A 25,231-nucleotide genomic window follows, 5' to 3' on the forward strand; every position below is an offset into this window, starting at 1 on the left:
AGGTGCGCCTCAGATGAAGGCGCTGAGCCCGGTGATCGCCTTTCCGACGATCAGGTTCTGCATCTGGTAGGTGCCTTCGTAGGAGTAGAGCGCCTCGATGTCGGCAAAGAACCGGCCGACATTGTAATCGGCCACGATGCCGTTGCCGCCGAGCAGTTCGCGGCCCCAGGCGACCGTCTCGCGCCCCTTGGCCGTGCAGAACGCCTTGGCGAGCGCCGCATGGTGGTCGCTGAGCTTGCCTTCGTCATCCAGTGTCGCGAGACGCATCATCAGGCATTGGCAGGCAGTCAGGTTGCCAAGCATCTTTGCCAGAAGGTCCTGCACGAGCTGGAACGAGGCGATCGGCTTGCCGAACTGAAGTCTGCTCTGGGTATAGGCGAGGGTGTTTTCGAAGGCGCCCATCTGCGCGCCGGTGGACGCCCAGCCCACCATATAGCGAGTCATGCGAAGCACGCGCGCGGTATCACGGAAGGAGTTGCCCGCTTGAAGGCGGTTTTCCTCCGACACCCGGACATCCTTCAGCGTGATGACGCCGTTCTGGACGACCTTGAGGGCGATCTTGTGCTCGATCTTCTCGACGCTGAAGCCGGGTGTCGTCTTGTTCTCGATGATGAAGCCCTTGACCTGGTTGTCGGCGACATCGCGTGCCCAGATGATCGACAGATCGCACCAGGGCGCGTTGCCGATCCAGCGCTTCTGACCGTTGAGCACCCAGGTATCGCCTTCGCGCTTGGCGGTGGTCATCAGACCGCCGCTGGCGCCCGAACCTACCAGCGGCTCGGTGAGGCCGAAGCAGCCGATCTTTTCCCAGCGCGCCATCTGCGGCAGCCATTTCTGCTTTTGCTCCTCGGATCCATCGAGATAGATCGAGCCCATCGCCAGGCCGCTGTGGACGCCAAAGAAAGTGCACATGGAAGGATCGACACGCGCCAATTCCATGGCGACAAAGCCGAACAGTTTCTGGCTGCCGCCAGCGCAGCCATAGCCCTCGTAGCCAAGCCCGCCAATGCCGATCTCCTTGAAGGACGGCAGCAGCTCGAACGGAAAAGCGTCGTCGGCCCAATACTTGTTGATGATGGGCTTGACCTTTGTCTCCATATAGGCGCGCACCTTCGTCACAATCGCGAGCTCGTCGGGAGTAAGAACCTCGACAAGCTGATAGAAATCGCCATTCGGCGCGGGCAATGACTTTGGCTGCGCGGCGTCCTTCGTGACGGCTGCGGTTGCTGGCATCGGGGATCTCCATCTTCTGATAAGGATGCATGTCCGCGCGGTATGTGGGGCAGCCCTGCCGCCTTGACCCGCGTTGTCTGCAGACTGCCGCAGATGTGTCTGACCGTATTTGATGAAGGGCTTGTCGATTGATGAAATCGGTCATGGCGGACCCTGAGCGACGTCGCCGCAATTGGCGCTGCGGTGGCACCCAATAGCCGGCTCTATTGCAAACCGTACTGGCGGCGCTGCCGTCTCTGTTTCGCGAAGTCGACAGTCTCGTCGTCCGATTCTGTCAATCGGCGAGACGTTCATGACATACCTGCCCGACTGTTGGGCCCATCGTTGCCGTGCTTGTTGGGTGCTTCCCCGGCTGCCCAACGCAAACCTGGAACATGACGGTGCTTTGATTCCCCCGTTCCAGACCGACGCGTAACCCGTCCCCCTCCCGGTCCACGCGGTCGGAGTTCTGCTCGTCGGCGCCTTTCTGGCCCCTACCAGATCTCAAGACGCCGACGAGCAGACGTTCGTCAAGTATTGGCAGTTGTTTGCCTCGAAATTTGAAAACAACGCGCCCAAATCAAAGCGCCATCCACTTTCGTTTCAGATACGCAAAGCCAGAATCGATCGGGCCGAATATTTCAACCGGTGAGCTATATTTTCTATAGATGCCTTTTTTCTCTTGCATACTTTCCGTGATGCCGCCACGGATATGCAGGTGACCCCTCAACGTGTTTGGCAGATCGAACAGGCGGCCATTGCCCGACTGCGCAACATGCTCAAAGTGGCCGACGCCAATCGCTGTTGATGCCGGACCTGCCTGCCGCGAGCGCTCGCCTCGAGGACGATACCCGCGGCGAGAATGTGGAGCTCCGCGCAGCGGCCGCTTTGCTATTTCATCAAATCCCGCCACGCGATTGGATTGGCATGTTCGGCCTTCATCAAGGCTCGGGCCAAATGCCGCGCGCTTGAAAAGCCGGCGAGAGCCGCCACGTCCGCAACAGGCATGGTGCCATGCGCGACGAGATCCCTCGCCCTGGCAATCCGCACCTGCTCGAGCCAGTCATGGGGCGCAACGCCGGTTGCACGCCGAAAGGCACCGACAAAGCTGCTGACTGGGATCCCGCATTCATTCGCCAATTGAGCAACGGTGATATCGCCGGCCGGATGCGCTCCCAGAAACTCCTTGATGCGCCGCTCGTGTAATGGCGAAAGACTGATCTCGGCGGAACACCGTTTAGGTTTCCGATCGGCATACCTTTTCAGGACGTGTCCGGCCAACGCCACGGTAATGTGGTCGATGAACAAAGGCATGGCCTCGTCCGGCTTGGCAAAGGCGGGCACGATGGACATGGCCAGGCCGCGCGCAATCGGGTCTTCGGCTCCCAAGCCAGGTTCCACGACGAATTCGCCGACACGCGGTGTCTCGTCGCTGTCGGCGATTGCATCGAGCGCTCGCCGAGGCAAATAGAAGTGAAGGTTGCGGAATGGGCTTGTGCTGTTGACAATGGGATTCTGGCGCAGGTCGTAGACCGAAATCGAGCCGGGAACCAGATGGCCCGTCTTGCGTGGCTTGCCATCGATCCAGAGGTCGTGGGACGGACAATCGCGCATTTGGACCGTGGCGAGAAATGCATCCTCGCGCGGAATAGGTTCAGTCAATCCATTGTTTTCGGCGTCACAGATAATTTGGGTGACTGCGATGGTCGCCTTCTGCAGGGTTTTCGTCACAAGCGCAGGCGCGGCGTCGAGGCCGAACGTTTCCGCTAGCTGCCGGCCATAGGCTCCACCTCGGCTCACCGATGATACCCCTGTTCTGTTGCCCTTTGGCCGTTCATCAGCGACGAACCACGCCACGCGAGGCTTGGGGATTGATCCGGACCCGTCTCGTGAAGACGCGGCCGAGGTGCCACTGGTCCGCGAAGCCACAGGCCTGCGCGACGTCCAGCCCCTTGCGTGAAAGATAGAAGGAGATCGAGTGGAAGAGTGCCAGACGCTGGCCTACCCATGTGCTGTGCAGGCCGAAGATCGAGATCGCCGGCCTTCAACGGGTCCGCCCGGACAGGGCGATCATCGCGCCAAAGCACTGGTTTTTCCCAGTCCCGCATCTGCAGCTTGACGAGAAAACCGTCCTCGCATTCGACGGGCGCCGTCAGCTCCCCGTTCCCGGCGCCGCAGATCAATTGTGTCACCGCAATCTCAGCCTGGTTCCGGCTCCCGGTCACGAAAGCGGGGGCCCTCCGGACATGCAAGGCTTCCGCAAGCCGCCTGCCGTATGCCCCACTGCCGGTCATGAGCGACTCCTGATGCGCGCAATGCCCTTCGCGGGTTCCTGGGCGGAGGACTGGTCAGACCAAGAGCATATGGCGGAACATGGGTACATGATTGAACAATTGCGCCATTTTTTTTCAGGATGGCTGCCACGACAGAGATGTTCCCACTTGCGGCGCCCTCCTGCTCGCGATTGCCGCAGCACTCTTCGCCACGATGCCGCGGTATCGGAACGCACCTGACCGCCATCTCCGCCTAACGGTTCCGCTTATCGGAGGGGGCTCGCAGGTTCGACAGCACGCGCCTCGATTCGACCATCCCGGCACGGCGGGCAACAGCTGGGCCGGGGCCACGCATGTAGTGAAGCTCGGGCCGGTAACGCCGTTTTGCGAAATCAAAAACATCCGAAAACCATCGTGCGAGTAAAGCAGGACGTTTCACCGCAACCATTCCTTTCCTGCCCATGCGCTCTCTGCATGGGCCATCATGAATACCTCCAGCCGGCCGTAATTATTTGAGCACGATTTGACAAGGGAATGCTTTTACGAACGGCCCGAACGTTTCACGTTTCGAACATCGCGACCGCCCGAGACCTCGCGCCAGAGCTTTGCCGTTTGAAACGGCCCGCTCAAAGGTTGAATAGATGCCTGATGCGCGCGGCAAGCCGAGGAACCGACGTCGACAATGCGGCGGCGTGCAGCTGGTCGAATTTGAACCGCTCCGCAGCGGTCCGCTTCGACAGGAGCGAACCGAGCTCGTCGGCAATGGCGGGGCGCTCTCGCATGAGCGGCTCCAGACCCTCCTGGGTAATCTCGTAGACGATGACGGAATCCAGTGCCGTGATGGATCCAAGTTCGCCCGCGCCAGTCAGCAGGCCACCCTCCCCGAAGAAATCTCCCGGCGCCAGTCTCGCCAGTTCCGCTGCCTCTTTCTTTGGATCTTCGTTCTGCCGCGTGACAACCGCCACCCCGCTTCGCAGGATCATCAGGGACTTCAGAATGCTTCCCTGCTCGACCAGAACTTCACCTTTGCGGAAGGTGCGGCGTGTCATCGTCGAGGCAAGAGCTTCCTTCTCGTCCTCGGTCAGGCGGGCGAATAGTGGAACGGAATCAAGTAACCGCAACTGGGTGGCACGCAAATCGGCGGGAGCAGCACTCGGACCTGATGCAGCGACGGTGAGGCTGCCTTCCGAGGGCTGTGCAAGGATCAATCCCGAGGCCTTGGCGTGGCGATAGGTCAGATCGAATATTTCGGTTCTTGCCTTGCCGACCGCAGCTACGCTCTGAACCCTGAACAGCAGCTCGACCTCGACGGCGTTCGCGTCAAGCGACGTCACCTGGACGATAGGCTCGGGAACCATCAAAATCGAGCTGCTGCTCAATAGAACCGAACGCATGACCTCGACCATGACCGAAGGCGCCGTCGTCGGCCGGAAGCGTATCCCCAGCACTACGCCATGGGTGGGCTCGGGACTGCTTAGATTGGTGAGCCTTGCTTTGGCGAGATCGCTGTTGGGAACGATAACCAGATCATTGCAGGCGGTGAGGAGATAGGTCGCCCGCCAGTTGGTTTCGACAACCTTGCCTTCGATCGTATTGCCAAGGACCAGCCAGTCACCTATCCGGTACGGCCTGGCCAGGTTGAGCGCGATCCCTGAGAAGACGTCGCTCAACGTGCTTTGCAGGGCAAGGCCAAGGATCACCGCGACAACTCCGGAAGTGGCGATGAGCGTGCCGACCGGCGCATTGAACACGTACGCGACGACCGACAGCACCGCCCCGACATAGATGACCCCGACGATCAGGTCTTGCAGCAATCGTCCCTCGCGGGCCCGATTCTCGAAGATGAGGAAGACGCGCACGACGCTGATCAGCGACCACGCGGCGTTGGTCCACCATATGATCTTGGCGAGACCGATGAAGAAGCGCTGCAGCGCCGATGCGTCCGGTGATCCGGGCTGATAGGGAATGATGCCGTGCGATGTCAGCAGCACGGTAAGCGCCGCGAAGAATACGAATTGACCGATGAGGCGCGATTTGGGGTGGTCGCGCAAAAGCACACGCGTCACCACCGCGCCTATCGCCGCGAGCGCCCCGGTCTGCACGATCGGGTCGAAGACCATGCCCGTGATGTCGCCATAGTTCAGCATTGGTCCTCGCAAGCCGCCCCGACTACCGTGGTCCGGACAGCCAAACCGTCATCCCGGCCTCAAGTCCGGCAATGCTGCCGGTCGGCTCCAATCGGACACGGAAGGCGTTGAGGTCATGGTCCCCCACGGCGCGCGCCGCTCGCCAGGTCGCAAACTCCCCAAGCGGGCGCAACTCCGTGACTCGGGCATTGACATCACGGCCATCCTGCGCCGACAGCGCGACAATCGTGCCGATCGTCAGACCATGGAGCGCATCCTCGCGGATGGTGAAAGCGAACCACGATTGCTCGTCGGCTTCGACGGTGATCACCGGTTTTCCGGGATCGATTATCTCTCCTGGCTCAGCGACCCGGATGCCGATCGTGCCGTCGACCGGGGCGGTGAGCATCGTCTTGTCCAGTCGCGCCTGGAGATTTGCCACCGTTGCCTCAGCCAGGGCCACCCGCGTGTCCGCAAGGGTACGCTCCTCGGCTGTCGGCCCCGCGCCCGCTTCCGCCGCATGCGCGCGTTTCAATTCGAGGTCGGCCTTCGCCTTGGCGAGCGATGCCGTGCTCTCGTCCAGCGTCTGGTTGCTTGCAAAGTTCTTGCTGGTGAGCGCCGCCGCGCGATCGTAGCGCTGCTGGGCGAGCACGAGATTGGCCTGCGCGGTTTGAACCGCCTGGAGCGCAATGGCCACCTCTTCCGGCCGCACGCCGGAATAGACCCTGGCACGCTCGGCCTTGGCGCTGGCCGCAGCAGCCTTGGCCTCCCCCAACGATGCGGCCAACTCCGGATTGTCGAGTGTCGCCAGCAGATCGCCCTGGCGGACATGCTGTCCCTGCTTGACCGCAATCGATGACAGACGACCGGCAATGTCCGATGCTATGCGGATTTCGGTCTGGCGAACCATGCCGGCGATGCGCGCTCGCGAGCCCTCCTCGCCGCGCGCACCGTTAACCCATGCGGCGCACATTGTCGCGGCGCATATGATCGTCAGGACGTTTTCTATTCTAGCACGCATACGAAGCCCTCCTTGTGGAGCCGAACCGTGCTGCCGCGATCGCCATGACCGCGTAGAACCCCGTCAGTACCCAGAGGCGCGCCCAGTCGCGCGACACATCGGCCACGGATGCGCCCATCTGGTTCAGGCGAACGAGGCCGTCGATCCCGGACGTGCTGGGAAGGATGAAGCTGGCTCTGCGAAGCAATGGCGGAATAGCCTCGAGCGGCCACGCGACGCCCACCAGGAAAAAGACCGGTAAGGAGATAGCGACGAGAAGCAGCACCGCCGTTTCCCGTCGTTCGAACCAACTGCCGACGAACTGACCGAGGAAGCTGACCGAGAGAATGAAAGGAATGGCAAGGGCGAGCAGGTCGAGGACGCGGTCGGTGGCAGAGAAGCCAAAAACGCGCGGCAGCACGACGAGGAACAGTGCAAATCCCGGCAGTGCCAGCGCCATGTGCGCGAGGCTCTGGCCGACGACCGCCGAGACCGCGCCTCTTCGGCGGCGGGCTTCACGGCCGTCCTGCTGAAAGACGGCACCGCCGACGGTTGCCGAACCCATCAGCAACGTTTGCTGCAGGATGAGCAGGAACGCGGCCGGAACGACATAGCTGCCGTAGCCTCCAGTAGGATTGAACAGCGGCTGGTTCAGAATCTCGACCGGGGAGTGCTTGGCCAGGGCGGCTCCGTACAAACTGCCCTCGGGGCGGGCGCTGCGCGCCGCGAGATCCGTCCCGACGGCTCCGACCGCCTCGTGAATGCCTTGGATGGTCCGATTGTAGAGAAGAAAATACGTGGAATCGACGAACGCCGGCAACCTCGCCTTCTCACCCTTCAACACCTCGCGCTCTGTCCCTGCCGGAATGTCAAGAATGCCGAACACCTCTCGACGAGCGAGCGCCATCTTCGCCTCGGCAAGGGTGGCTGGCCGCAACGCGACCTCTATCGCCTCATCGGCGTCGAGGGCTTGAATGATCGTGCGGCTTACATTCGAACTGTCATCGTCGACGACCGCAATGGGCACGTCCTTGAGCAGCTGACCGAGATAAGGCTGCGGGTAGAGCGCGCCGTAGACGATGGGAGCAAGAACGATCAGCCCAAAGGCGGCGGTGTTGCCAAGCACGCGTCCGTACTCGTCGACGAATGCCCCGGCGATGCCGTGCCTGGCCGGCCTGCCGGGCGCGAGGGCCTGTGGGGCTTTTGGAGTCGGCTGGCGCGCCAGGGCGTGCAGCAGGATCGAGGCGAGAACGAAATAGAGTATCGCAAGTCTGCCCATCATCATGAAGGGTTCCGCCGAGTCACGCACCGGCACGCCGCGCGCGGCCTGGTCGAAGAGGATCTGAACGTACCAGCGCAGCGGCAACAACGTGCCCCAGCCGCGCGCGAAGCCGTTCATTGCCAACACCGGGAAGCCGACACCCGCGAAGCCGAATGCAGGCGAGCAGACAATACCCGTCAGGCTGAGGCCAACGGCAAGGTTTTTTACGAGCAGTTGCAAGAGCGCCCCAAGGGACAAATAGCCGATGACGAGGAGACAAGCGGCGGCGCCCATCATGGCCGGATCGCCGCGAAATGGCACATCGAAGATCCCGTGGATAATTGCCAGGCTGACAGCCAAGATGAAAAGGAAGATGACGAAATAGGGAGCAAGTTTGCCGATCAGCGCCGCGAGCGGATCGCCGCCCGCGGTCGTCAGCCATTCACGTACGCTTCGAGCGCCAAACTCCGAGCCGACGGCATAGCCGCCGGCGATCGCGATGATGACGTGGAGCACCGTCGGCAGGATAGCGCGCAGCAGGAATTGCGCGTAGTTCAGGGCGGGATTGGCCAGCACATACTGTTCGACCACGAGAGGACCCGGGGCGAACGCGGCACCGCGAGGTCCGGCAGGCAGGTCGGCCACGGCAGCGGTAACGGCGGCTTGCAATGCGCTCGACGCAACATTACCCGGCGTGAAGTACTGCTTGTTGAAGAAGATGACCAGTTGAGGCCTTCGTCCGTCGATGATGTCGCGTTCGAAATACCGCGGTATGTAGACGGTCGCGATGGCTTCGCCGGAGCGGACGCCGTGCATTGCCTCGTTGAGGTCCGGCGAGCGCTGCGCCACCGTGACGCCGGGCGCCGCGTTGATCGCCTGGACGAATGTCTCCGAAGTCTTCGACCTGTCCTGATCGACAATATCGACGTTGAGATTCCGGATCACCGCGTTGCTGAAGGTTGTGGCCAGCAAGGTAAAGGCAATCAACGGAATGCCGACGACAAGCAGCAATGCCGCCTTGTCACGCCAAATCCAGATCAGCTCGCGGATGGCGACATCAACGATCCCGGAGTTGTAGGCCCTGGCCATCAGCGCGCCGAAGCCCAATCGGCGTAGGCACTCATGCCAGGCCTCAGATTGGGAACTTTGTCGACGGGATAGGCGCGCAGTTCGAAGGTCCGGAGATCGAAATCCCCGGTCGCCCGCGTTGCCCTCCAGCCGGCATACTCGCCGCGGGTGGCGATCGTGCGGACTTCAACGGTTACCGGCGCATCTCCGAGCGCGGGAACCCTGACGGTGAAACGGTCACCCACCTTCAGCCCCTTGACGAGGTCCTCGCGCAGATCGAACCGCAGCCAGACGTCGCTCAGATCCACCAGCGAGAGCAGCGGAACGCCTGGAGAGACGTACTCGCCGAGCTCCGCACTGACCTGGTAAACCTGCCCCCCTATCGGCGCCTTGACGATCATCTCGCCCACTTGCGACTCCAGGGTGGAGATGGCCGCTTCTGCCTTGGCGACAGAAGCTTGAGCGACGCCGCGCTCCTCTGCCGTGTATCCGGCGGTGGCCTCGTCGTAAGCGAGCTTGGCTTGCTCCAGCGAGCGCGTCGCCACGTCAAGAGAGGCAGTCGCCTCGTCAAGCTTCGCCACAGATTCGTATCCGTGCTCGGCCACCTTTTTCACGCGGTCGTAGGTTTGCTGCGCAAGGGTCAAACTGGCCTGAGCCGCGGCAACGGCGGCCTTGCGTTCGGCAACCACTTCGGCCCGCGTTCCAACCAATATTCGCGCCAGGTCCGCGGCGGCCACCACTTTCATGGCCTCGGCCTCATGGAGTTTCATCACCAGTTCCGGATTGTCGATGGCAACCAGAAGCTGGCCGGCAGTAACGTTGTCGCCGCGCGAGACTGGCCGCTGCCCGACACGGCCATCGACGCGCGCGGCAACATCGATGCGGGTAGCATCCGCCTCTCCCTGTATCAGCAGCGGCTGCGGCTGAACCAGATACCAAAGGGACAAGCCAACGATGGCGCACACGCTGAGCGCCACGAAAATCGCGGCTACCCTTGAAGTCTTGGTGGCTACCTCTGCTGCGTGAGACGGCGCCATCGTCTCTAGGGGCCGAAGCCCTGTTGGCGTCGATGGCGAGCTTCCTTCCGACCGCCTCGGAGGCTCCAGCCGGATGGTGGCGTCCGAAAGCTGCGAGGTTCTGTCCGCGGGGGCAACGGACGTTTGCGTGGTCTCGGCGGGCTTCTCGATACCTCTATCCTCGGCTGAAGATACGGACATGCTCGCATTTACCTCGCTGCGTCAGTTGCGCGGCGCTCTGGAATGATAACTGAGCCGCTGAGAAACAAGGGTCGCCTCGCGCGGCGCGGACGTCTTGTCGCTTATGGTCGCTTTTTGAACAAATCTGTCCGGCGGGCGCCACTGGCCCCCGATCTCGATTGCTCAACGAAGCCCGAAACAGGTGCGGCTCAGATCGACACTGCGGCAGTCGATGCCTGAGGCTGCGTCATGAGAAATGGGGATTCCGGCACACGAACGGCCATCGCAGCCAGAGCCGCGACCACTATTGCAAGCACGCCGACCACGGACATCAGGACGAGCGTATCCGTGCTGATCCGAATTCGTCCCTTCCTGTTCATCATAGCGATCACCCTGGTCGAAACGTGTGGTTCAAGGGCTCTTCGAGGATGGACCACACGCATCGAATTGTATCGAGGTTGGCCTGAAAATTCTGTCATGTCGTCGCTGTGGTTTGATGGGATCGGCCGAAGTTCGGGGACGACGACGGCTCAGTTCAGAAATCCCGGAGGAGCTTTCTTCCAAGGCACGCCGCGGCGCCCCATTTCGTAGCCGGTCTGATAGAGCGAGCTCATGAACTTCTTGTCGAACGGGCTCTTGGGCTGAACCGCGAAGTCGGTCGGAATATCGATGAAGCCGTAGTCGATGCCGTCGCGCTTTGAGATCGCGTAGAGCCTGTAGAGATCGCCTATCCCCTGCGTCTTGATCAGGGATGACACAGCCTTCTCGGTGATGTCCGGCAGCGTAGCCTTGACGATGCTCGGCTCCGGTGTCGTGCGGCCGTTGCGGATTACATAGAGCCGGACCTTGATCCTGGTGTGGAAAGTCTGGTCGAGTTCACGCAACCTCAGACCCGCGGGCATTAGAAAGACCTCGTTGCTTGCGCCGCCATCCACATGCATCTCGTGATAGGTCTTGCCGCCCGCCGTCACTGTCAGGTTGACCGGTGGAAAGATGCCGGGGATGGAAGTCGAGGCGAGGATCACCTGCTTGAACAGCTTCAGGCGGTCCGGCTGCTTGCTTGCCGCGATAGCCCCCATGTCCCAGATCACCGCACGGTCGGCGTCGAGATTGGTCGTGCCGATGAAGAGCCGTCGTCCTTTGGCGGACTCCTGCGCAATTTTGGTGAGCACGTCGTCCGTAATGTACTTGTCGAGCATCCTGGCGAGCGGCGCGTTGCTGGTCAAAGAGCCGCTCGACAGCGCGCCGAGAAGGCTGCGCTTGGTATAGATGTTGGCCTCCTGGACATTCGTAAACCCCTCCTTGACTTGCTCGTCATAGGCCGGCCCCAGGAATGCGAAAGGCGCTATCAACGAACCGGCACTGATGCCGGTTACGATGTCGAACTGCGGCCTGGTCCCGGCCTTGGCCCAGCCGGCAAGGATTCCAGCGCCGAACGCGCCGCTGCTGCCACCGCCCGAAAGCGTCAGTGCATTGAGTTCATGCAAACTAATGGATGGATCGATCCTGGCGGCCTTCTCTCGCTCGTCGTGAAATGCGACAAGCCGCTTGGTCGGATAATTGGCGTAAGAGTCGCCCCAGACGCGGATGTCACTTCGATAGCCGGGCACTTCGGCGGCGGACATGAACTGTGTTGGAACGCCATCCGTGGGCATTGCGGCGACGCAGGCCCAAAGTTGCGTCGCGCAAAGACCAAGAACAATCGTCCTTGGGATGGCTCCGACGCGGCGGAAACGTAGCGCCGCATCACTGATGCGGCGACCCGCAAAGACGAACTTGGCCAATCCAACGTTGCGCATGGATGGTACCCTTCGAGGTATAGACAAATGCTGCCGAACCAATCGCACAAGTGATCCGACGGGTCTTTGACAAGCAGGCCCTGGATTGTTGGAATCAGCCATCCGCGCATGTGCCCGCGGATGGCAGGCACATGCGCGCGGGCGGCGGTTGCTCCTATGTGAACCGAAGCGATCTGCCTATGCGTCTTGCGGCAAGACCGTGAAGACGCGTGCGATGAAGGCATGGAAATGCGCCATATAGTTGCGCAGAGATTGCCCGGTGGACGGGGCGGTCATCTGCCATCGTCCGCGATGAGCCCAGGCGTGAACTGGATATGGGCTTCGATGGCGTTCATTGCGGAGAGTTGCAGAAGCTCAGCACGCTTCGCAGGCTCTGCCGCGCTATGGTAGTGCCGATCAAACCCGGCGAGGTTCCAATCATCGCCGAGGGCTTGCGGGTGAACGAATTCTTGCCATGGGGACGACTGCGCAGTCGATGGCATTCTTTAACCTCCTGGGATGGAGTGGCCGCCACCCCAAGTAACCAGATAATATTTTCACGAACAACAACGCCGGTCTTGAACCGCGAGGCACGGATTGTCTAATTCGGTCATGCTCGACATCCGCCCGGTTACTCGCAGGGCGGGATGTCGAGCTCGCCAAGGCCGATTTCATCAATCGGGAAGACCTTCGCTAAATACAGTGCGGCACATCTACTGCAATCTTGAGACAACGCAGCCGAGGGGCTGAGCTCAGGCCACCCCGCGTCCCATGCGTGGCATAAAGCCGGGCCGTGAGGGCTGGCTTTCACGCCATGACGTTCACCCCATGAGAAGATGGAGAACTCAGATGCCAGCGCTCGTTGCGGTCAAGAACGAGGCCGCGCCGCCTATGCAGCCGCCCGCGCCGAAGTGATGCATTTCATAGTCGGCGCGGAAATATCTTTGTGATCGGAACCTAAGTCTGCCACCCGGAGCATCGAGCGCTTTGGCAACAACCGGCACCCGATTCCGGGACAACGATGGTTTCTTCCCAATCCGTCGAAATCCAACACGGAGTACCCCGAAGATGAAGAAGCTCGCTCTTGCTGTTGCCTCCGTCCTGGCATCGTCGGCGCCGCCGCCAGTGACCACTACGGATCCGATGGCTCCAATCAGCCGGCTGCCGTGGTGATCGACACCTCCCGAACGACCTCGATCAAGACGTCTCCTCCGGCTGAAGAGAAGCCGACCGTTCAAGGCAGTGACCGCAATCTCTTCGGCCACTAACCATGCAGGATAATCGGAGCGGCGAGCTCGCCGGCCCGATTATGCGTCTGGCAGTCTCTGCCGCCAGCCAGCCCGGCGAAGCCGGTGATCCGGTAATCATCCACGCCTGGCGTCTGGACGGCATTTCGGGCTCGGCTCATCACTCTTGACCTCGTTGATCGAACTCGACGACCAGACCCTTGGACGGTCCCGCAAGACGGTTATTTTCGCCAGAGGCACGAGGTCCGCCAGTGTCGGCGCATTGAGGCTCGAATCAGGAAGTCCATGGCACGCAGAGGTCCTTCACCGCTGGGCTACTTGGTGTAACGATTACTGTGCGACGCGAGAGATTTTGACCAATGTCGACTGAGCCAGAAACCCAGCATTTCTCGACAGGCGCTCTCCCGCCGGGAATGCGGTTCGATTACTGGATGAGCATCCTGCAACAGTCGCTGTGGCCGGTGTCGGAATGGCGGGAGATTGAAGATTTCACCGTAGACCTGGCGGAAGCCTCGTTCGGAAGCCTCACGTCGATGACGGAGACTATCAGCGCTCATGAGTCGCACCGGACAAAACGCGATGTGGAGCGTAGCGGTGACCGATGCTACCTGCTGTTTGCAAACCAATTGCCCTGGCAGGTCGCCCATAATGGCCACAACGAGAATTGTCTTAGCGGAGATTGCATTCTCGTGGATTCGCAGGGCGAACTCGAGACCCGCGCTCCCACGGGCTATAGCGGCCTCATATTCAAATTGCCCGTAAGCTGGCTGCACAGCTGGCTCCCGGATCCTGACCTGCTCGTTGGACGTCGGATAGCGGGCGACTCCAAATGGGGACAGGCCCTTTCACCCATCGTAAGGCAGACCACGCCCGAATTCCTCACGGCTTCGCCGCTGCCCCATGGCGTATTGGCAGATCAGTTCGGGGCCCTGCTCGCATTGATCGCCGGCGATGCGGAAACACGTGCGATGCCCGAGCTCTTGAAGAGAATCCAAGGCTGCATCCGGCAGCGCTGCTCGGAACCGCAACTGACGGCGACCGATGTCGCTGCTTCGATCGACGTCCCGCCACGTCTGCTGCATCAGGCCTTGGCCGCCAGTGGTCTCACATTCGGCTCCCTGCTGCTCGATGCGCGAGTTGGTATCGCCATGGGTATGCTGCCGTCACCGGCGTTTAAGAACCTTTCAGTGGAGGAGATCGCGCGGCGGTCCGGCTTTGCAAGCGCGGCGCATTTCTCCCGAGCCGTGCACAAGCGAACCGGGCACATGCCACAGGCGCTGCGGCCATCGGCGAACTGAACGGATCGCGATTGCCGTTGCCGACGGATCATTCGGGCCAGAGTGACTTCGTGCACGCCGGCATGCGCTGGTCCGCAACGGCCTATGCCCGCACGCAAAATGCGATGTCAGCGCCCGGGCGTCAGCCGTATCGCGCCTTGAATGCAAGGATGACAGCCGCCAATGGAAGCACGACGACATTCGAGAGGATGATCGGCCAGGCGCCAAGCACGACGCCGTAAACAAGCCAGAGCGCTATACTCGTGGTGAAGATGACATAGGTCCAGAGCGAAATCGCCGCGGTGTCGCGACTACGGATGGTCTTGGCCGCCTGCGGGATGAAGGCGACGGTGGTCAGAAACGCTCCCACGTAACCAAGTAAATCAGGACCCATTAGCCGTATCGCACCTTGAACGAGAGAATGATTGCGGCAAGGCCGAGCACGATCGTGTTGAGGAGGATGACCGGCCAGGAGTGGATCGCGATGCCGTAGGCGAGCCAGAAGGCCTCACCCGCCGTGAAGATCAGATACATCCATAAAGAGATGGCCTGCGTGTCGCCGCTCTTGATGGTCTTGACCGCCTGCGGGACGAACGCAACAGCGGCAAGAATGGCCGCCAGATAGCCGAGTAGATCCAAGGTTTCCATACCAGGAACCTACGCCATGAAATCACACTCGTTGCAAGTGGTGAACCATCCATGCGATCAGCCATCTCAATTGTTGGCACAGTCAGGTTCGATTTAGACGGGTCCACGGCACGCAGGAGTTCTTCCCTCCGACGCCTTCAGTTTATATTCAGCGAGATGCGCGTCAGTCGTTCAGGACACAAAGGCACAGGTAGACCCAACATGAATCGGGCAGCCGGCAGATCGACTGGCCCACGGTCGTGCCGCCCAAAGCGGCAAAATTGAGTGCGCGTGTCGATTGCTATGACAGAGGCACCAAGCCCGGGCGTCGCTTTTGGACCGTTCCGCCTGGTGCCTCGCCAGAAGTTGCTGTTCGAAGGCGAACGGCCTGTTCGGCTGGGCAGCCGCGCATTTGATATTCTCGTCGTGCTGGTCGAACGGGCGGGCCAGGTCGTCGCGAAAGATGAACTGTTGGCGCTGGTTTGGCCGGGAACATTCGTCGACGAAGCAAATCTTCGCGTCCACCTTTCGGCGTTGCGCCGGACCTTGGGAGAAGGGCAGAACGGCGCCCGCTACATCATAAACGAGGCCGGGCGAGGCTACAGCTTCGTTGCGCCGGTGAGCCAGATCGAAGCCGCCAACGGAACGGGTCCGGTGCCCGGGACCTCGAAGCCGGTTCAAGACAGACCTTCCCTGCTGACGCGGGTTTTCGGCCGCGACGGCGCGATCGTGGCCGTCTCGGAATTGCTTTCCCAATACCGGCTGGTGACGATTGTCGGTTCCGGCGGCATGGGAAAAACAACCGTTGCACTGGCGGTTCTAGAGAATCCTGCCGCTCGATTTCAGCACGGCGTCTTCTACATTGATTTCGCATTGATCTCGGATCGTGGCCTGATCGCAAGTGCCGTTGCCAACGCACTTGGAGCGCCGTTCTCATCCGACGCTCCTATCGCGAGTCTGGTTGCGTTTCTTCGGGATCAGGACGCACTTCTTGTCTTTGACACGTGCGAGCACTTGGTCGAGGGATGTGCGGCGCTGGCCGAAGCCATCCTGAAAGGTGCGCCTCGCGTCGGCATCTTGGCGACAAGCCGGGAACCGCTACGCGCCGAGGGCGAGCGCGTATACCGGCTGCCTGCGCTGTCTCTGCCTCCTCAACGCGCGGCTATCAGCGCGATGGAGGCGCTGACCTACCCTTCCGTCCAGCTTTTTGTCGAGCATGCCGCCGCGAACCTGAACACATTCGAACTTCAAGACGCCCAAGCACCGGTCGTTGTGGACATTTGCAGACGGCTCGATGGCATTCCGTTGGCGATCGAAGTGGCCGCGGCCTATGTCGACGTATTCGGCATGCACAATCTTGCGAAGCGGCTTGACGAAATGTTCCTCTCGCTGGCCCATGGCCGCCGCTCAGCGCTTCCGAGGCATCAGACGCTTCGTGGAATGCTCGACTGGAGCTATGGGCTTTTGTCGTCTGCCGAACAGGCCGCGATTCGGCACTTGTCGATCATCATCGGAAGCTTCACGCTTGAAACCGCGGTAGCGATTGCCGGAGGATCCCAAATCGATGACGCGACCGTTGTCGACCACATCAGCAAACTTGTCGGCAAGTCGTTGCTGTCCGCCAACATCAGCTGTACCCCTGCCAGATACCGATTGCTCGATACGACCCGCTTCTATGCGCATGAGAAGCTGGTCGAATACGGCGAGTTCGACGCGGTAGCCCGTCGGCACGCCGAATACTTCCTCTCCCGGTTGACCTGTGCCCAGAGCGAAGGGGGAACGCTATCCCCAACGGACTGGATCGGCATTTACGGCCGCCAGATCGACAATGTTCGCTCGGCGCTCGATTGGGCCTTTTCACCCAGCGGCGATGACGAACTGGGAGTGGCGTTGACCATTGCAGCCGTTCCACTCTGGCAGCATCTGCTTCTGAGCGCGGAATGCCGCTCTCGAGTCGAGACGGCGCTCACGCATCTCTCGTCGCTCGACCGGCGGGAAAGTCGACCCCGCATGCAACTGCTGGCGGCCCTGGGCAACACGCTGCTGTACACGAAAGGTGTAGCCCAACAGGCCAGCAGTATCTGGTCGGAAACCCATGGCATAGCGCAGAAACTTCAGGACATCGACTATCAGCTGCGAGCGCTCCGGGGATTGTGGGCTGATGCGCTCAACGGCGGAGATATCCAGTCCGCCCAGGCGTCCGCCGAGCAATTCGGCAAGGCTGCCGCGCAGTCGCAAAATCCCAACGATGCCCTTGTTGGCGAGCGTCTCAACGCGCAGGTAGCTTATTTTCGCGGCGACCTGGCGGCTGCAATGACATGCTACCAACGCTTCCTGTCTTACTATCCTGCAAATGCAAACAGGCAGGATGCGGTTCGCTTCCAGTTCGATCAGCGTTTGATCGCATCAGCAGACTATTCGAGAGTTCTTTGGGTGATGGGCCATGCCGATCAGGCAATGTGCATGGTCGAGCGTTCCGTCGGCGAAGCGGAAGCAGTCGATAGCACCATCTCGCTGTATTATGCGCTGGCACATGCGGCCTGCCCGATCGCCCTTTACATCGGTGATCTGCCGGCAGCCGAACGGTTTGTCGCACGACTGCTCCAGCACACGTCCAGGACCCTGGTGCAGCCATGGGACCTGTGGGCGCATTGCTGGGAGGGCGTCTTGCTCAGCAAGAAGGGCGACCCGGCAGCCGGAGCACGTATGCTGGCAGGGTCGTTGGACAAGATCCCGCCCAATGCATTTCACATGCGCTACACCAGCTTCCTGCGCCAACTCGCTGAAATCTGGTTTCAGGCAGGAGACGTTGCCAAGGCCCTCGCGGCCATCGACAAAGTGATCGACATTTCCGAACGCCATGGCGAACGCTGGGCTGAAGCCGAACTTCTGCGCGTCAAGGGCGAGCTCATATTGCCTGGAGGTACGGAAGGAACCGCAGCAATGGCGGAGAATTGCTTTGTACGCGCTCTCGAAATCGCCAGGCGGCAGGGCGCTCTTTCCTGGGAGCTGCGTGCCGCGATCAGTCTGGCATCCCTGTTTGCGCAGCGGCGGCAATCGGGTGAGGCAAAGGCGTTGCTCGCTTCAGCGTATGGTAAATTCAAGGAGGGATTTGAAACCGCCGATCTGGTCAAGGCGAAATCAATGCTCGCTGCCCTTTGACCGGGTGCCGGCCAGCGCCAAGCATCCGAGTAGCAGGTCTCCATCAAGCCGCCTCGCCCCGCCGATTTCGCTCCGTTGTTTCGGCGCTGGCTTTGACAGGCTGCACCTGATGCGCTCGCCAGCCGATGTCCAGCCCAATCTGGCCCGCGGCATCGATCGCCGCGCGAACCAGGATGTCGGCGTATGTCGGATATGCGAGCGGGACGCGGGCAAGATCGTCCACCCGCATACCAGCGGACATGGCGACTGCCGCCACCTGGGCGATGTCGACCGCACGTTCTCCAATAACGTGACAGCCCAGGATCAGGCAGGTCTTGCGGTCGGCGATCATCTTGCAGAAGCCAAACTTGCGGCCGTCGACAATGGTTCGCGTCGTCGTGTCGAAATTGACGATCGACTTCACGATGTCATGGTTCTGGCGAGCATGCGCTTCCGTGAGACCCACCTGCGCATATTCGGGCTCCGTGAAGCTGCCGGTCGGGCCGCTGTTGTCGCCCAGCGGCATGGTAGGCCCGAGCACAGCATTGGTAGCGGCGACGAAAGCAGCGCGGGTCGCCTGGGGCACAAGCATCAGCTGACCCGTCACGTCGCCGGCCGCAAATATATGCGACGCCGAAGTCTGCATGTACTCGTCGACCTTGACGAATTTTCGCGCGTTGAGATCGACGCCCGCGGCGGTCAGGTCGAGTGCGGCCAAATCGGCCGTCCAGCCAACGGCAACGACCGCCAGTTCCCCTTCGGCGCTTTCGGAGCATCCGTCCTTCGTGAAATTCATCCGCACGCCCGCAGGCGCCTTTTCGAACGACTCGATCGTGCCGAAATTCTCTCGCACGACTATGCCGGAAGCTCGGAACGCCGTCGCGGCCGCCATTGCCACGTCATCGTCCTCAGTTGCGAGAATTCGCGGGCCTGCCTCGAACAGCTGGACGCGTGTGCCGAATGCGTTGAAGATCGAGGCGACCTGCGCCCCGGTCGCACCCGCGCCAATGACGAGCATCGACGATGGGACCGCGGTCAAACTCCAGGCATCGCTATGAGTGGCTGTCAGTTCGAAACCGGGGATCGGCAATCGCCGGCTGACGCCGCCGCTGCAGATGATGAACTTGCCGCCCTGAAGCTTGAGCCCGCCTTGAGTTTCGACTGTGTGCGCATCGACAAAGCGCGCCGTGCCTGCCCGCTCGTAAATTTCGACATCCAGGTCCTCGAGTTGCTGGCGCAATGACGAATGGGCGCGGACGTCACCCACAACTTCCTTCACCCGTGAAAGCAGCTTCGCGTAGTCGAGCACAGGCTCGCCCACCGCAACGCCATATTGGTTGAGTTGACGGGCGTCCCGCATCAACCTGGCGGCATGCGCCAGAGTGCGGACCGGCACTGGCCCGTCATTAGCCGCCATGCCGCCAAACTCGCCGCAGGCGATGAGTGCGGTCCGCGCGCCCAGATCCGCGGCACGCAGGGCCGCCAGCACGCCGGCTGGCCCAGCGCCGATGACGACGACATCAAACATTTCAATTCTCCGTTTGTCGTGCTTCGCTGTGCATGCCGACTGCGGGTAGCCGCTCGCGCGGCTACGCGACGCTGTGCGCGTTTGGGTTGTGCACTGCCTCGGTGACCTCGTTGTGCAGTTCCAGACGCCCGGGAAATATCTAGTCTTGTCGTGCGATCGAACCGCGGCATCGATGCCTTTCACGGCATCACTAACGACTATCTCCGTGGAGATGCCTGCCTCTCGAAGGCGATGTTGTCGAGGAGAACGGTTCCGGGATTGACCGGCGCCTTCGCCGGGTCGTCGATGTCGAGCCTGCGGAAGGACAGCCCGTCATTCCAGGCTCGGCGCACATACTCCTTGACGAATTCCATCGTCAGGTACTCTCCAGCGCAACGGCGATAGCCGAAGCCGAATGGCGCATAGCCCGCGAAGTCAACCAACGGCTGCGGCTTGCCGTCAACTTCGCCATAGACAGCACCGAAGACGGAGTTGTTTATCTCGCCGTCGCGACCATCCTTGAAAGCAAAGGGCGTCTTGGCGAATGGACACCGCGAGAGGCCCACCTTTTTTGCCGCTTCCGCATCGTTGTCGACCGTGGTCGGGGCGGCCTTGTAGCGGTCGGGATCGAACTTCATCGGCTCATCCCAGTGAAGTGGGCTGAAGCTCGCGGCGTCATGGGGCGTCACCACACCGTTGAGCTGCGCGCCCGTCAGAGCACGACGGCGTTGAAGGATCGACATGCTGCCGCCATTCGGGTTGATCGTCCGGAACAGCTCCATCACGAAACGATCGAGCGGCGTGAATTGCCCGTCAAGCTCGTCCGGTTTGCCGGACATCGTCTTCTTGAACCAGGCGCGGACGTCGGCGTCTCCTTGTGTGGGCTCGAGCCGCTCGCTGATATTGTAGATCATGTTGCCCCATTGGCTGAACGCCAGGAAGTTGTGGAAGCACTCGAAGAGGATGTCGATCCGCCTGAAATTCGGTCCCGTCTGGCCGTTCTTGAGCCAGTAGTAGACCAGCGTGCGGTCAGCGTCCGGCTGCTTGCTGTCGAGAATTCGCTGGATACGCGTGTCGAGCCAGGCTTTCAGACCGTGGCGCGTCGCGCGTGTCTCCATGTATCCGTCGCGAACGGGTTCCGTCGTTGGGAACCAGTACCCGAGGACCGAATTGAAGCCGGAACTGAAACGGCGAACGTCGTCGGGAATATCCTTGCCGGTCGCACCCACGTGCAGATCCCAGTAGAGATCATAGTAATAGTCGAAGTAGTGCTTCATCAGCGGCGTGCCGGCATTGGCAGGCGCCAGCAATTTTTCGAAGAAGGCCTCGATCTTTGGCCTGTATTTGTTGTCGACAAGGTCCCGGGTGGTTGCCGAAACGTAGATCCTCTTTCGTTCGTTGTCCGGGCCCCGGTTCTCGTAGCCTTGAATGAAGACGGTCCGGCCTTCCTCCTCCGGGTTCGGTGTCCAGCCGTCGTAGAGCATGCCCCAGAAATGCGCTGGCGCCGCCTTCTCCTTGCTGAAAACGAAATCGATCATCGGCAGATGTGGCGTCTCGCCGGTGAACTCCGTGCTCAGGAGAAACGGCGCGACGACACCGGCGACATAGTCGTCCGGAAAGGAGGGCGGCAGAAGTCCCGCGGGTCGTGCGTCCTCGGCAACCTTGATCGTGATCATCTCGGATTCGTTGTGAGTGTCGCTGTGCAAGTCGTTCATCTTGGTCTCCTGGTCACGCGTCACCGGTAAAATGCCCGAGATGCGCGTCGCAGTATGTGACAAAGGTCTTGGAGTTTGCTCGAATCGGACTTTGCACGCGAAGGCCGACGGCGTCTTCTCGCGAACCCGGACCTGTTTTGGCCGATGAAAGGGCAAACGATTTGGTGGGGAGCGGTGCGCACGAAAATGCCAGCCTGCACAACGCACGCCAGACGGCTAGCTGCCGCGAAATTCGCTCGGCGTTTTGCCAGTCCAACGGCGGAAAGCGTGCCTGAAATTCGCGGCATCGGCGAAACCCAGTGCGGAAGCGATGTCCTCATTCGTCAATTCTGTCTGGCGAAGGTATTTTATGGCGACCTGGCTTCGCACCTCATCCATCAGCTCGCGAAAGGAAGTCCCCTGCTGGGAGAGCTGCCGCCTGATGGTTCTGGTGGTGGTACCGAGGAGCGCCGCGATGGCATCGAGCGTCGGCCCGTTCGCGATATCCTGCAGGAGAATCTTTCGAATCCTGCCGGCTACACCGGTTCGCCGTGTCATGTCGGCCAGCAGAGCATCGCAAAGATCCACGACCGCGGAATAGGTCGTCCGGTTGCCAAATTTCGGCACCTCATCCAGCCATCTCGATTGAAAGACCAGCCTGTTAGCCGGCTGTTCAAATCGCACGGGACATCCGATCAACGCCGCCGTCAGGCGAAAATCATCGGCCGGCGGGTAGGTGACAGTGATTTCCCGCGGCGCAAATGACGCTCCCATGATATCGCGGTGAAGCGAGGCGTGGATGCCGATCTGCATCTCCGCGATGAAGCGATAAAGGCGAGGATCGGCCCCGCGATCGATGATCGGCTCGATCTCCCAGGCAGCCATCCCCTCCTGTTCTGAAAATGAAATGGCGGCCAGCGGCGCGGCCAGTGGATGATAGTTTGCCGCGAACCCCATCGCCCGGCGAAAATTCGTGCTGCACAGTATCGCGTAGCCGTACATCCCATACGTCGAGACGTGGATTGCCGAGCCTATCGCGTAGGGCAACGAAGGATCCCGCGACAACTCGATGGCGTTCCGGCAGGCGATGATCAATTGTTTCAGGGAGACAAGCGTTTCGGGAGAATGCAACTCGTCCGGCTGCACACCTACCCCCGATAGCGCGCGAAGCGCCGAGATGCCCTGCCCGCCAAGTGTATCGACCACCGCCGCCAGCTTGGTCGATCCATGGATTTTCTGGCTGGATCCAGGCGCATCCACCTTTGGGGATTCTGACATCGTCAAGACCGACAGCTAGCTTTCCATTTCTGTCATCAAAGAAGACCGAATCGCGCAAGCTTGTAAAGAAACCTTGCGATGGCCGGCAATAACGCGCTCAACCATGTCCGCTGTGAACCCGATCTGTCCGTTGCGAACCTTTGAAGACCTCGCCTTTCTGCCAAAGTGATGTACTGCGCCCGAAGGCTCGATACTTGGACCTTCCGCGTCATCTTAGCGTCGGATGAAGGAGGCAGACCGCGATGAAGATAACCGTCAACATCGATTGCACCTCCGCCGAGGCCCGGGAATTGCTTGGTCTGCCGGATGTGCAGCCGCTGCAAAACGCATGGCTTGCCGAAATCGAAAAGAAGATGATGGCCAATCTTGCACAGTTCTCCCCGGAAGGCCTTGCGCGAAGCTGGCTTTCGGGCGCACCGGCGGGGGCCGACTGGATCCCCAACATGTTCAGCACCCTGCTCAACGAACGGAACCAAGGCAAGGACGTCAAGCCCTGACGCCCGATGCCGGCGCGACATCGCTACCGGCGCGACGGCCCGGAATGTAAGAGCCGAGGGCAGGCCGATCATGGGCATGATGCTGTTGCGGCTGGAACAGTTGCAGAACGACGAGCACGCCTCGCTGGCGAAGGCCTTTTTTGAGCGCTTTCGTTTGGTTGGATAATTTCGGATCACGACCGGCAAGGGCCTCGCGAGCGTGAAAGCACGCCCGATCTTCGGAGAAGCACTTTGTCCGATTCGACCCCTTCAGAGGTCGGTTCGGACCTTCACAAATATCGTACGGCGCGCGACGGTTCTGACCGTGGCGCACAAAAAAACGGACAACCGTGCAAGCGGCTGCCCGCAAGGAAAGACAGAACAAGCGCGAACGCGCGACAGCCGGGAGGATACCGCCGTGACTGGAAGGCTCATTCAAGTCGCCAAATCAGCCTACCAATATCCGTTGCTCATCAAGCAGATTTGGCACACCCCCCTCAGAAACGCACCCGACCAGGAAATCGTGTATCGGGACCTCCAGCGTTTCACGTACCGACAGTTGTGGGACCGTATCGGACGGCTGGCTTCCAGTCTGGCGAGGCTCGGCGTGCGGCCTGGCGACACCGTGGGCGTGCTTGACTGGGACAGCAACCGGTTCCTCGAGGCCTTCTTCGCCGTTCCGATGATGGGAGCCGTCCTGCAGACGGTAAACGTGCGACTGTCGCCTGAGCAGATCACCTACACCATCAATCATGCAGGCCCGTCGGTGCTGCTGGTCAACGACGAGTTCGTCGGAATGCTGGAGGGCATCAAGCCGCAGCTGCCCAATGTGAGGACGCTGGTCGTGATGTCGGACCGGCCCGCTCCGCAGACGGGCGGCCTGTCCTTCGCTGGAGAATATGAAGAGCTGCTGGCCGCCGCTTCGCCGGACTATGACTTCCCCGACTTCGACGAGAACACGCTTGCCACCACCTTCTACACCACCGGCACCACGGGGTCGCCGAAGGGCGTCTACTTCAGCCACCGCCAGCTGGTGCTGCATTCGCTCGGTGAACTGGCCTTCTTCGGCATGGCAGCCAAACAAGGGCGGTTCTGCCGGGACGACGTCTATATGCCGATCACGCCGATGTTCCATGTCCATGCCTGGGGATTTCCCTGGACCTCGACGCTTGCCGGGGTCAAGCAGGTCTATCCCGGCCGTTATGATCCGGCGCTGCTCCTCAAGCTGATCAAGACGGAAGGCGTGACGTTCACGCACTGCGTGCCGACGATCTTGCAGATGCTGCTTGGCGCCGCCGCGGCGGCGAATACCGACCTCGCCGGCCTGAAGATGGCAATCGGTGGTTCGGCACTGCCGAAGGCACTTGCCAAGCAGGCCATTGAGATGGGCGTGGACATCTATGCCGGCTACGGCATGTCGGAGACGGGACCCGTACTCTGCGTCAGCCAGGTCAAATCGGCGGACCTTACCGGCGACCTCGACAAGGAGATCGACATCAGGACCAAGGCCGGGATCCCGGCGCCGCTGGTCGATATCCGCATCGTCGATCCGGACATGAAGGAGGTAGCGCACGATGGCAAGGCGTCCGGCGAAATTGTCGTGCGCGCGCCCTGGCTCACTCAGGGCTACTACAACAACCCCGAGGCCTCCGAGCAATTGTGGGCTGGCGGATACCTCCACACCAACGACATCGCGGTCATCGAACCGAACGGATATCTCCACATCACCGATCGCATCAAGGACGTCATCAAGACCGGCGGCGAGTGGGTGTCCTCGCTGCAGCTGGAGGACCTCATCTCACAGATCAAGGGCGTGCTCGAGGCGGCGGTCATCGGGGTCAAGGACGACAAATGGGGCGAGCGGCCGCTGGCGCTCGTCGTCAAGGACGCCAAGGCCGGCGTCGACCTGAGCGACACCGCGATCAAGACACATCTCAAGACGTTCGCCGATGCAGGGGTGATCTCGAAATTCGGCATCCCCGAAAAGATCCTTTTCGTCGAAGCGCTCACCAGGACAAGCGTCGGCAAGCTCAACAAGAAGGAGCTGAGAGAAAAGTTCGGCTAGAAGTG

At 61.0% G+C, this 25,231-nt stretch carries 18 protein-coding genes and 1 pseudogene; 5 read left to right on the plus strand and 14 right to left on the minus strand.

The window, feature by feature from the left end; genetic code table 11:
- Nucleotides 1-9: 9 nt before the first annotated feature.
- From ACWGS9_RS19530 to ACWGS9_RS19570, 9 genes and pseudogenes are all read right to left on the minus strand, one after another.
- Complete coding sequence (locus tag ACWGS9_RS19530; RefSeq protein WP_454506774.1) at nucleotides 10-1,233, minus strand: acyl-CoA dehydrogenase family protein; 1,224 nt, start codon at nucleotides 1,231-1,233, stop codon at nucleotides 10-12.
- 559 nt (nucleotides 1,234-1,792) lie between these two features.
- Nucleotides 1,793-2,125, minus strand: a complete 333-nt coding sequence (locus ACWGS9_RS19535) for a hypothetical protein (protein ID WP_454506775.1) — start codon at nucleotides 2,123-2,125, stop codon at nucleotides 1,793-1,795.
- On the minus strand, nucleotides 2,104-3,069 hold the full coding sequence (locus ACWGS9_RS19540) for a helix-turn-helix domain-containing protein (protein WP_454506776.1): 966 nt from the start codon (nucleotides 3,067-3,069) through the stop codon (nucleotides 2,104-2,106). The genes ACWGS9_RS19535 and ACWGS9_RS19540 overlap by 22 nt, the downstream gene beginning before the upstream one ends.
- Nucleotides 3,070-4,111: 1,042 nt before the next feature.
- A complete protein-coding gene (locus ACWGS9_RS19545; protein ID WP_454506777.1) occupies nucleotides 4,112-5,632 on the minus strand; it encodes a mechanosensitive ion channel domain-containing protein in 1,521 nt (506 codons plus the stop codon).
- A 22-nt stretch (nucleotides 5,633-5,654) separates the two neighbouring features.
- Nucleotides 5,655-6,632 carry an HlyD family secretion protein gene (locus ACWGS9_RS19550; protein ID WP_454506778.1) on the minus strand — a complete coding sequence of 326 codons (978 nt, stop codon included), beginning with the start codon at nucleotides 6,630-6,632 and terminating at the stop codon, nucleotides 5,655-5,657.
- Complete coding sequence (locus ACWGS9_RS19555; RefSeq protein ID WP_454506779.1) at nucleotides 6,622-8,961, minus strand: ABC transporter permease; 2,340 nt, start codon at nucleotides 8,959-8,961, stop codon at nucleotides 6,622-6,624. Before ACWGS9_RS19555 ends, ACWGS9_RS19550 begins: the two co-directional genes overlap by 11 nt.
- Entirely contained in the window at nucleotides 8,961-9,917 is a 957-nt protein-coding gene (locus ACWGS9_RS19560) for an HlyD family secretion protein (protein ID WP_454506780.1), read from the minus strand. The genes ACWGS9_RS19555 and ACWGS9_RS19560 overlap by 1 nt, the downstream gene beginning before the upstream one ends.
- Nucleotides 9,918-10,666: 749 nt before the next feature.
- Nucleotides 10,667-11,761 (minus strand): patatin-like phospholipase family protein, encoded by a 1,095-nt coding sequence (locus ACWGS9_RS19565; protein WP_454506781.1) that lies wholly within the window; start codon nucleotides 11,759-11,761, stop codon nucleotides 10,667-10,669.
- A gap of 351 nt (nucleotides 11,762-12,112) precedes the next feature.
- Nucleotides 12,113-12,433 (minus strand): annotated as a pseudogene (locus ACWGS9_RS19570) (NADPH-dependent FMN reductase); the annotation flags it as partial.
- A 650-nt stretch (nucleotides 12,434-13,083) separates the two neighbouring features.
- Between ACWGS9_RS19570 and ACWGS9_RS19575 the strand changes: the two are divergent.
- Both ACWGS9_RS19575 and ACWGS9_RS19580 read left to right on the plus strand, forming a co-directional pair.
- Nucleotides 13,084-13,182, plus strand: coding sequence for a DUF680 domain-containing protein (locus ACWGS9_RS19575; RefSeq protein WP_454506782.1), 99 nt, complete (start codon nucleotides 13,084-13,086; stop codon nucleotides 13,180-13,182).
- A gap of 410 nt (nucleotides 13,183-13,592) precedes the next feature.
- Nucleotides 13,593-14,459 (plus strand): helix-turn-helix transcriptional regulator, encoded by an 867-nt coding sequence (locus ACWGS9_RS19580; protein ID WP_454506783.1) that lies wholly within the window; start codon nucleotides 13,593-13,595, stop codon nucleotides 14,457-14,459.
- 121 nt (nucleotides 14,460-14,580) lie between these two features.
- On the opposite strand, the gene ACWGS9_RS19585 is transcribed toward ACWGS9_RS19580, so the two are convergent.
- Nucleotides 14,581-14,832 (minus strand): SemiSWEET transporter, encoded by a 252-nt coding sequence (locus ACWGS9_RS19585; RefSeq protein ID WP_454506784.1) that lies wholly within the window; start codon nucleotides 14,830-14,832, stop codon nucleotides 14,581-14,583.
- Nucleotides 14,832-15,086: a SemiSWEET transporter gene (locus ACWGS9_RS19590; RefSeq protein ID WP_454506785.1), complete on the minus strand. Its 255-nt coding sequence runs from the start codon at nucleotides 15,084-15,086 to the stop codon at nucleotides 14,832-14,834. The genes ACWGS9_RS19585 and ACWGS9_RS19590 overlap by 1 nt, the downstream gene beginning before the upstream one ends.
- Nucleotides 15,087-15,350: 264 nt before the next feature.
- On the opposite strand from ACWGS9_RS19590, the gene ACWGS9_RS19595 reads away from it, so the two are divergent.
- Nucleotides 15,351-18,227: an ATP-binding protein gene (locus ACWGS9_RS19595; protein ID WP_454506786.1), complete on the plus strand. Its 2,877-nt coding sequence runs from the start codon at nucleotides 15,351-15,353 to the stop codon at nucleotides 18,225-18,227.
- A 43-nt stretch (nucleotides 18,228-18,270) separates the two neighbouring features.
- On the opposite strand, the gene ACWGS9_RS19600 is transcribed toward ACWGS9_RS19595, so the two are convergent.
- The 3 genes from ACWGS9_RS19600 to ACWGS9_RS19610 all read right to left on the minus strand — a co-directional run bounded on the left by ACWGS9_RS19600 (nucleotide 18,271) and on the right by ACWGS9_RS19610 (nucleotide 22,685).
- The gene (locus ACWGS9_RS19600) at nucleotides 18,271-19,917 is read right to left on the minus strand and encodes a dihydrolipoyl dehydrogenase family protein (RefSeq protein ID WP_454506787.1); all 1,647 of its coding nucleotides are present in this window, start codon (nucleotides 19,915-19,917) and stop codon (nucleotides 18,271-18,273) included.
- Nucleotides 19,918-19,931: 14 nt separating this feature from the next.
- On the minus strand, nucleotides 19,932-21,428 hold the full coding sequence (locus ACWGS9_RS19605; protein ID WP_454506788.1) for a cytochrome P450 family protein: 1,497 nt from the start codon (nucleotides 21,426-21,428) through the stop codon (nucleotides 19,932-19,934).
- Between the two features lie 216 nt (nucleotides 21,429-21,644).
- Nucleotides 21,645-22,685, minus strand: coding sequence for an AraC family transcriptional regulator (locus ACWGS9_RS19610; RefSeq protein ID WP_454506812.1), 1,041 nt, complete (start codon nucleotides 22,683-22,685; stop codon nucleotides 21,645-21,647).
- A 242-nt stretch (nucleotides 22,686-22,927) separates the two neighbouring features.
- On the opposite strand from ACWGS9_RS19610, the gene ACWGS9_RS19615 reads away from it, so the two are divergent.
- Nucleotides 22,928-23,182: a DUF6489 family protein gene (locus ACWGS9_RS19615; RefSeq protein ID WP_454506789.1), complete on the plus strand. Its 255-nt coding sequence runs from the start codon at nucleotides 22,928-22,930 to the stop codon at nucleotides 23,180-23,182.
- 397 nt (nucleotides 23,183-23,579) lie between these two features.
- Nucleotides 23,580-25,226: a fatty acid--CoA ligase gene (locus tag ACWGS9_RS19620; RefSeq protein WP_454506790.1), complete on the plus strand. Its 1,647-nt coding sequence runs from the start codon at nucleotides 23,580-23,582 to the stop codon at nucleotides 25,224-25,226.
- The last annotated feature ends 5 nt before the right edge of the window (nucleotides 25,227-25,231 follow it).

It is taken from the genome of Mesorhizobium sp. Arg314 (assembly GCF_053714275.1).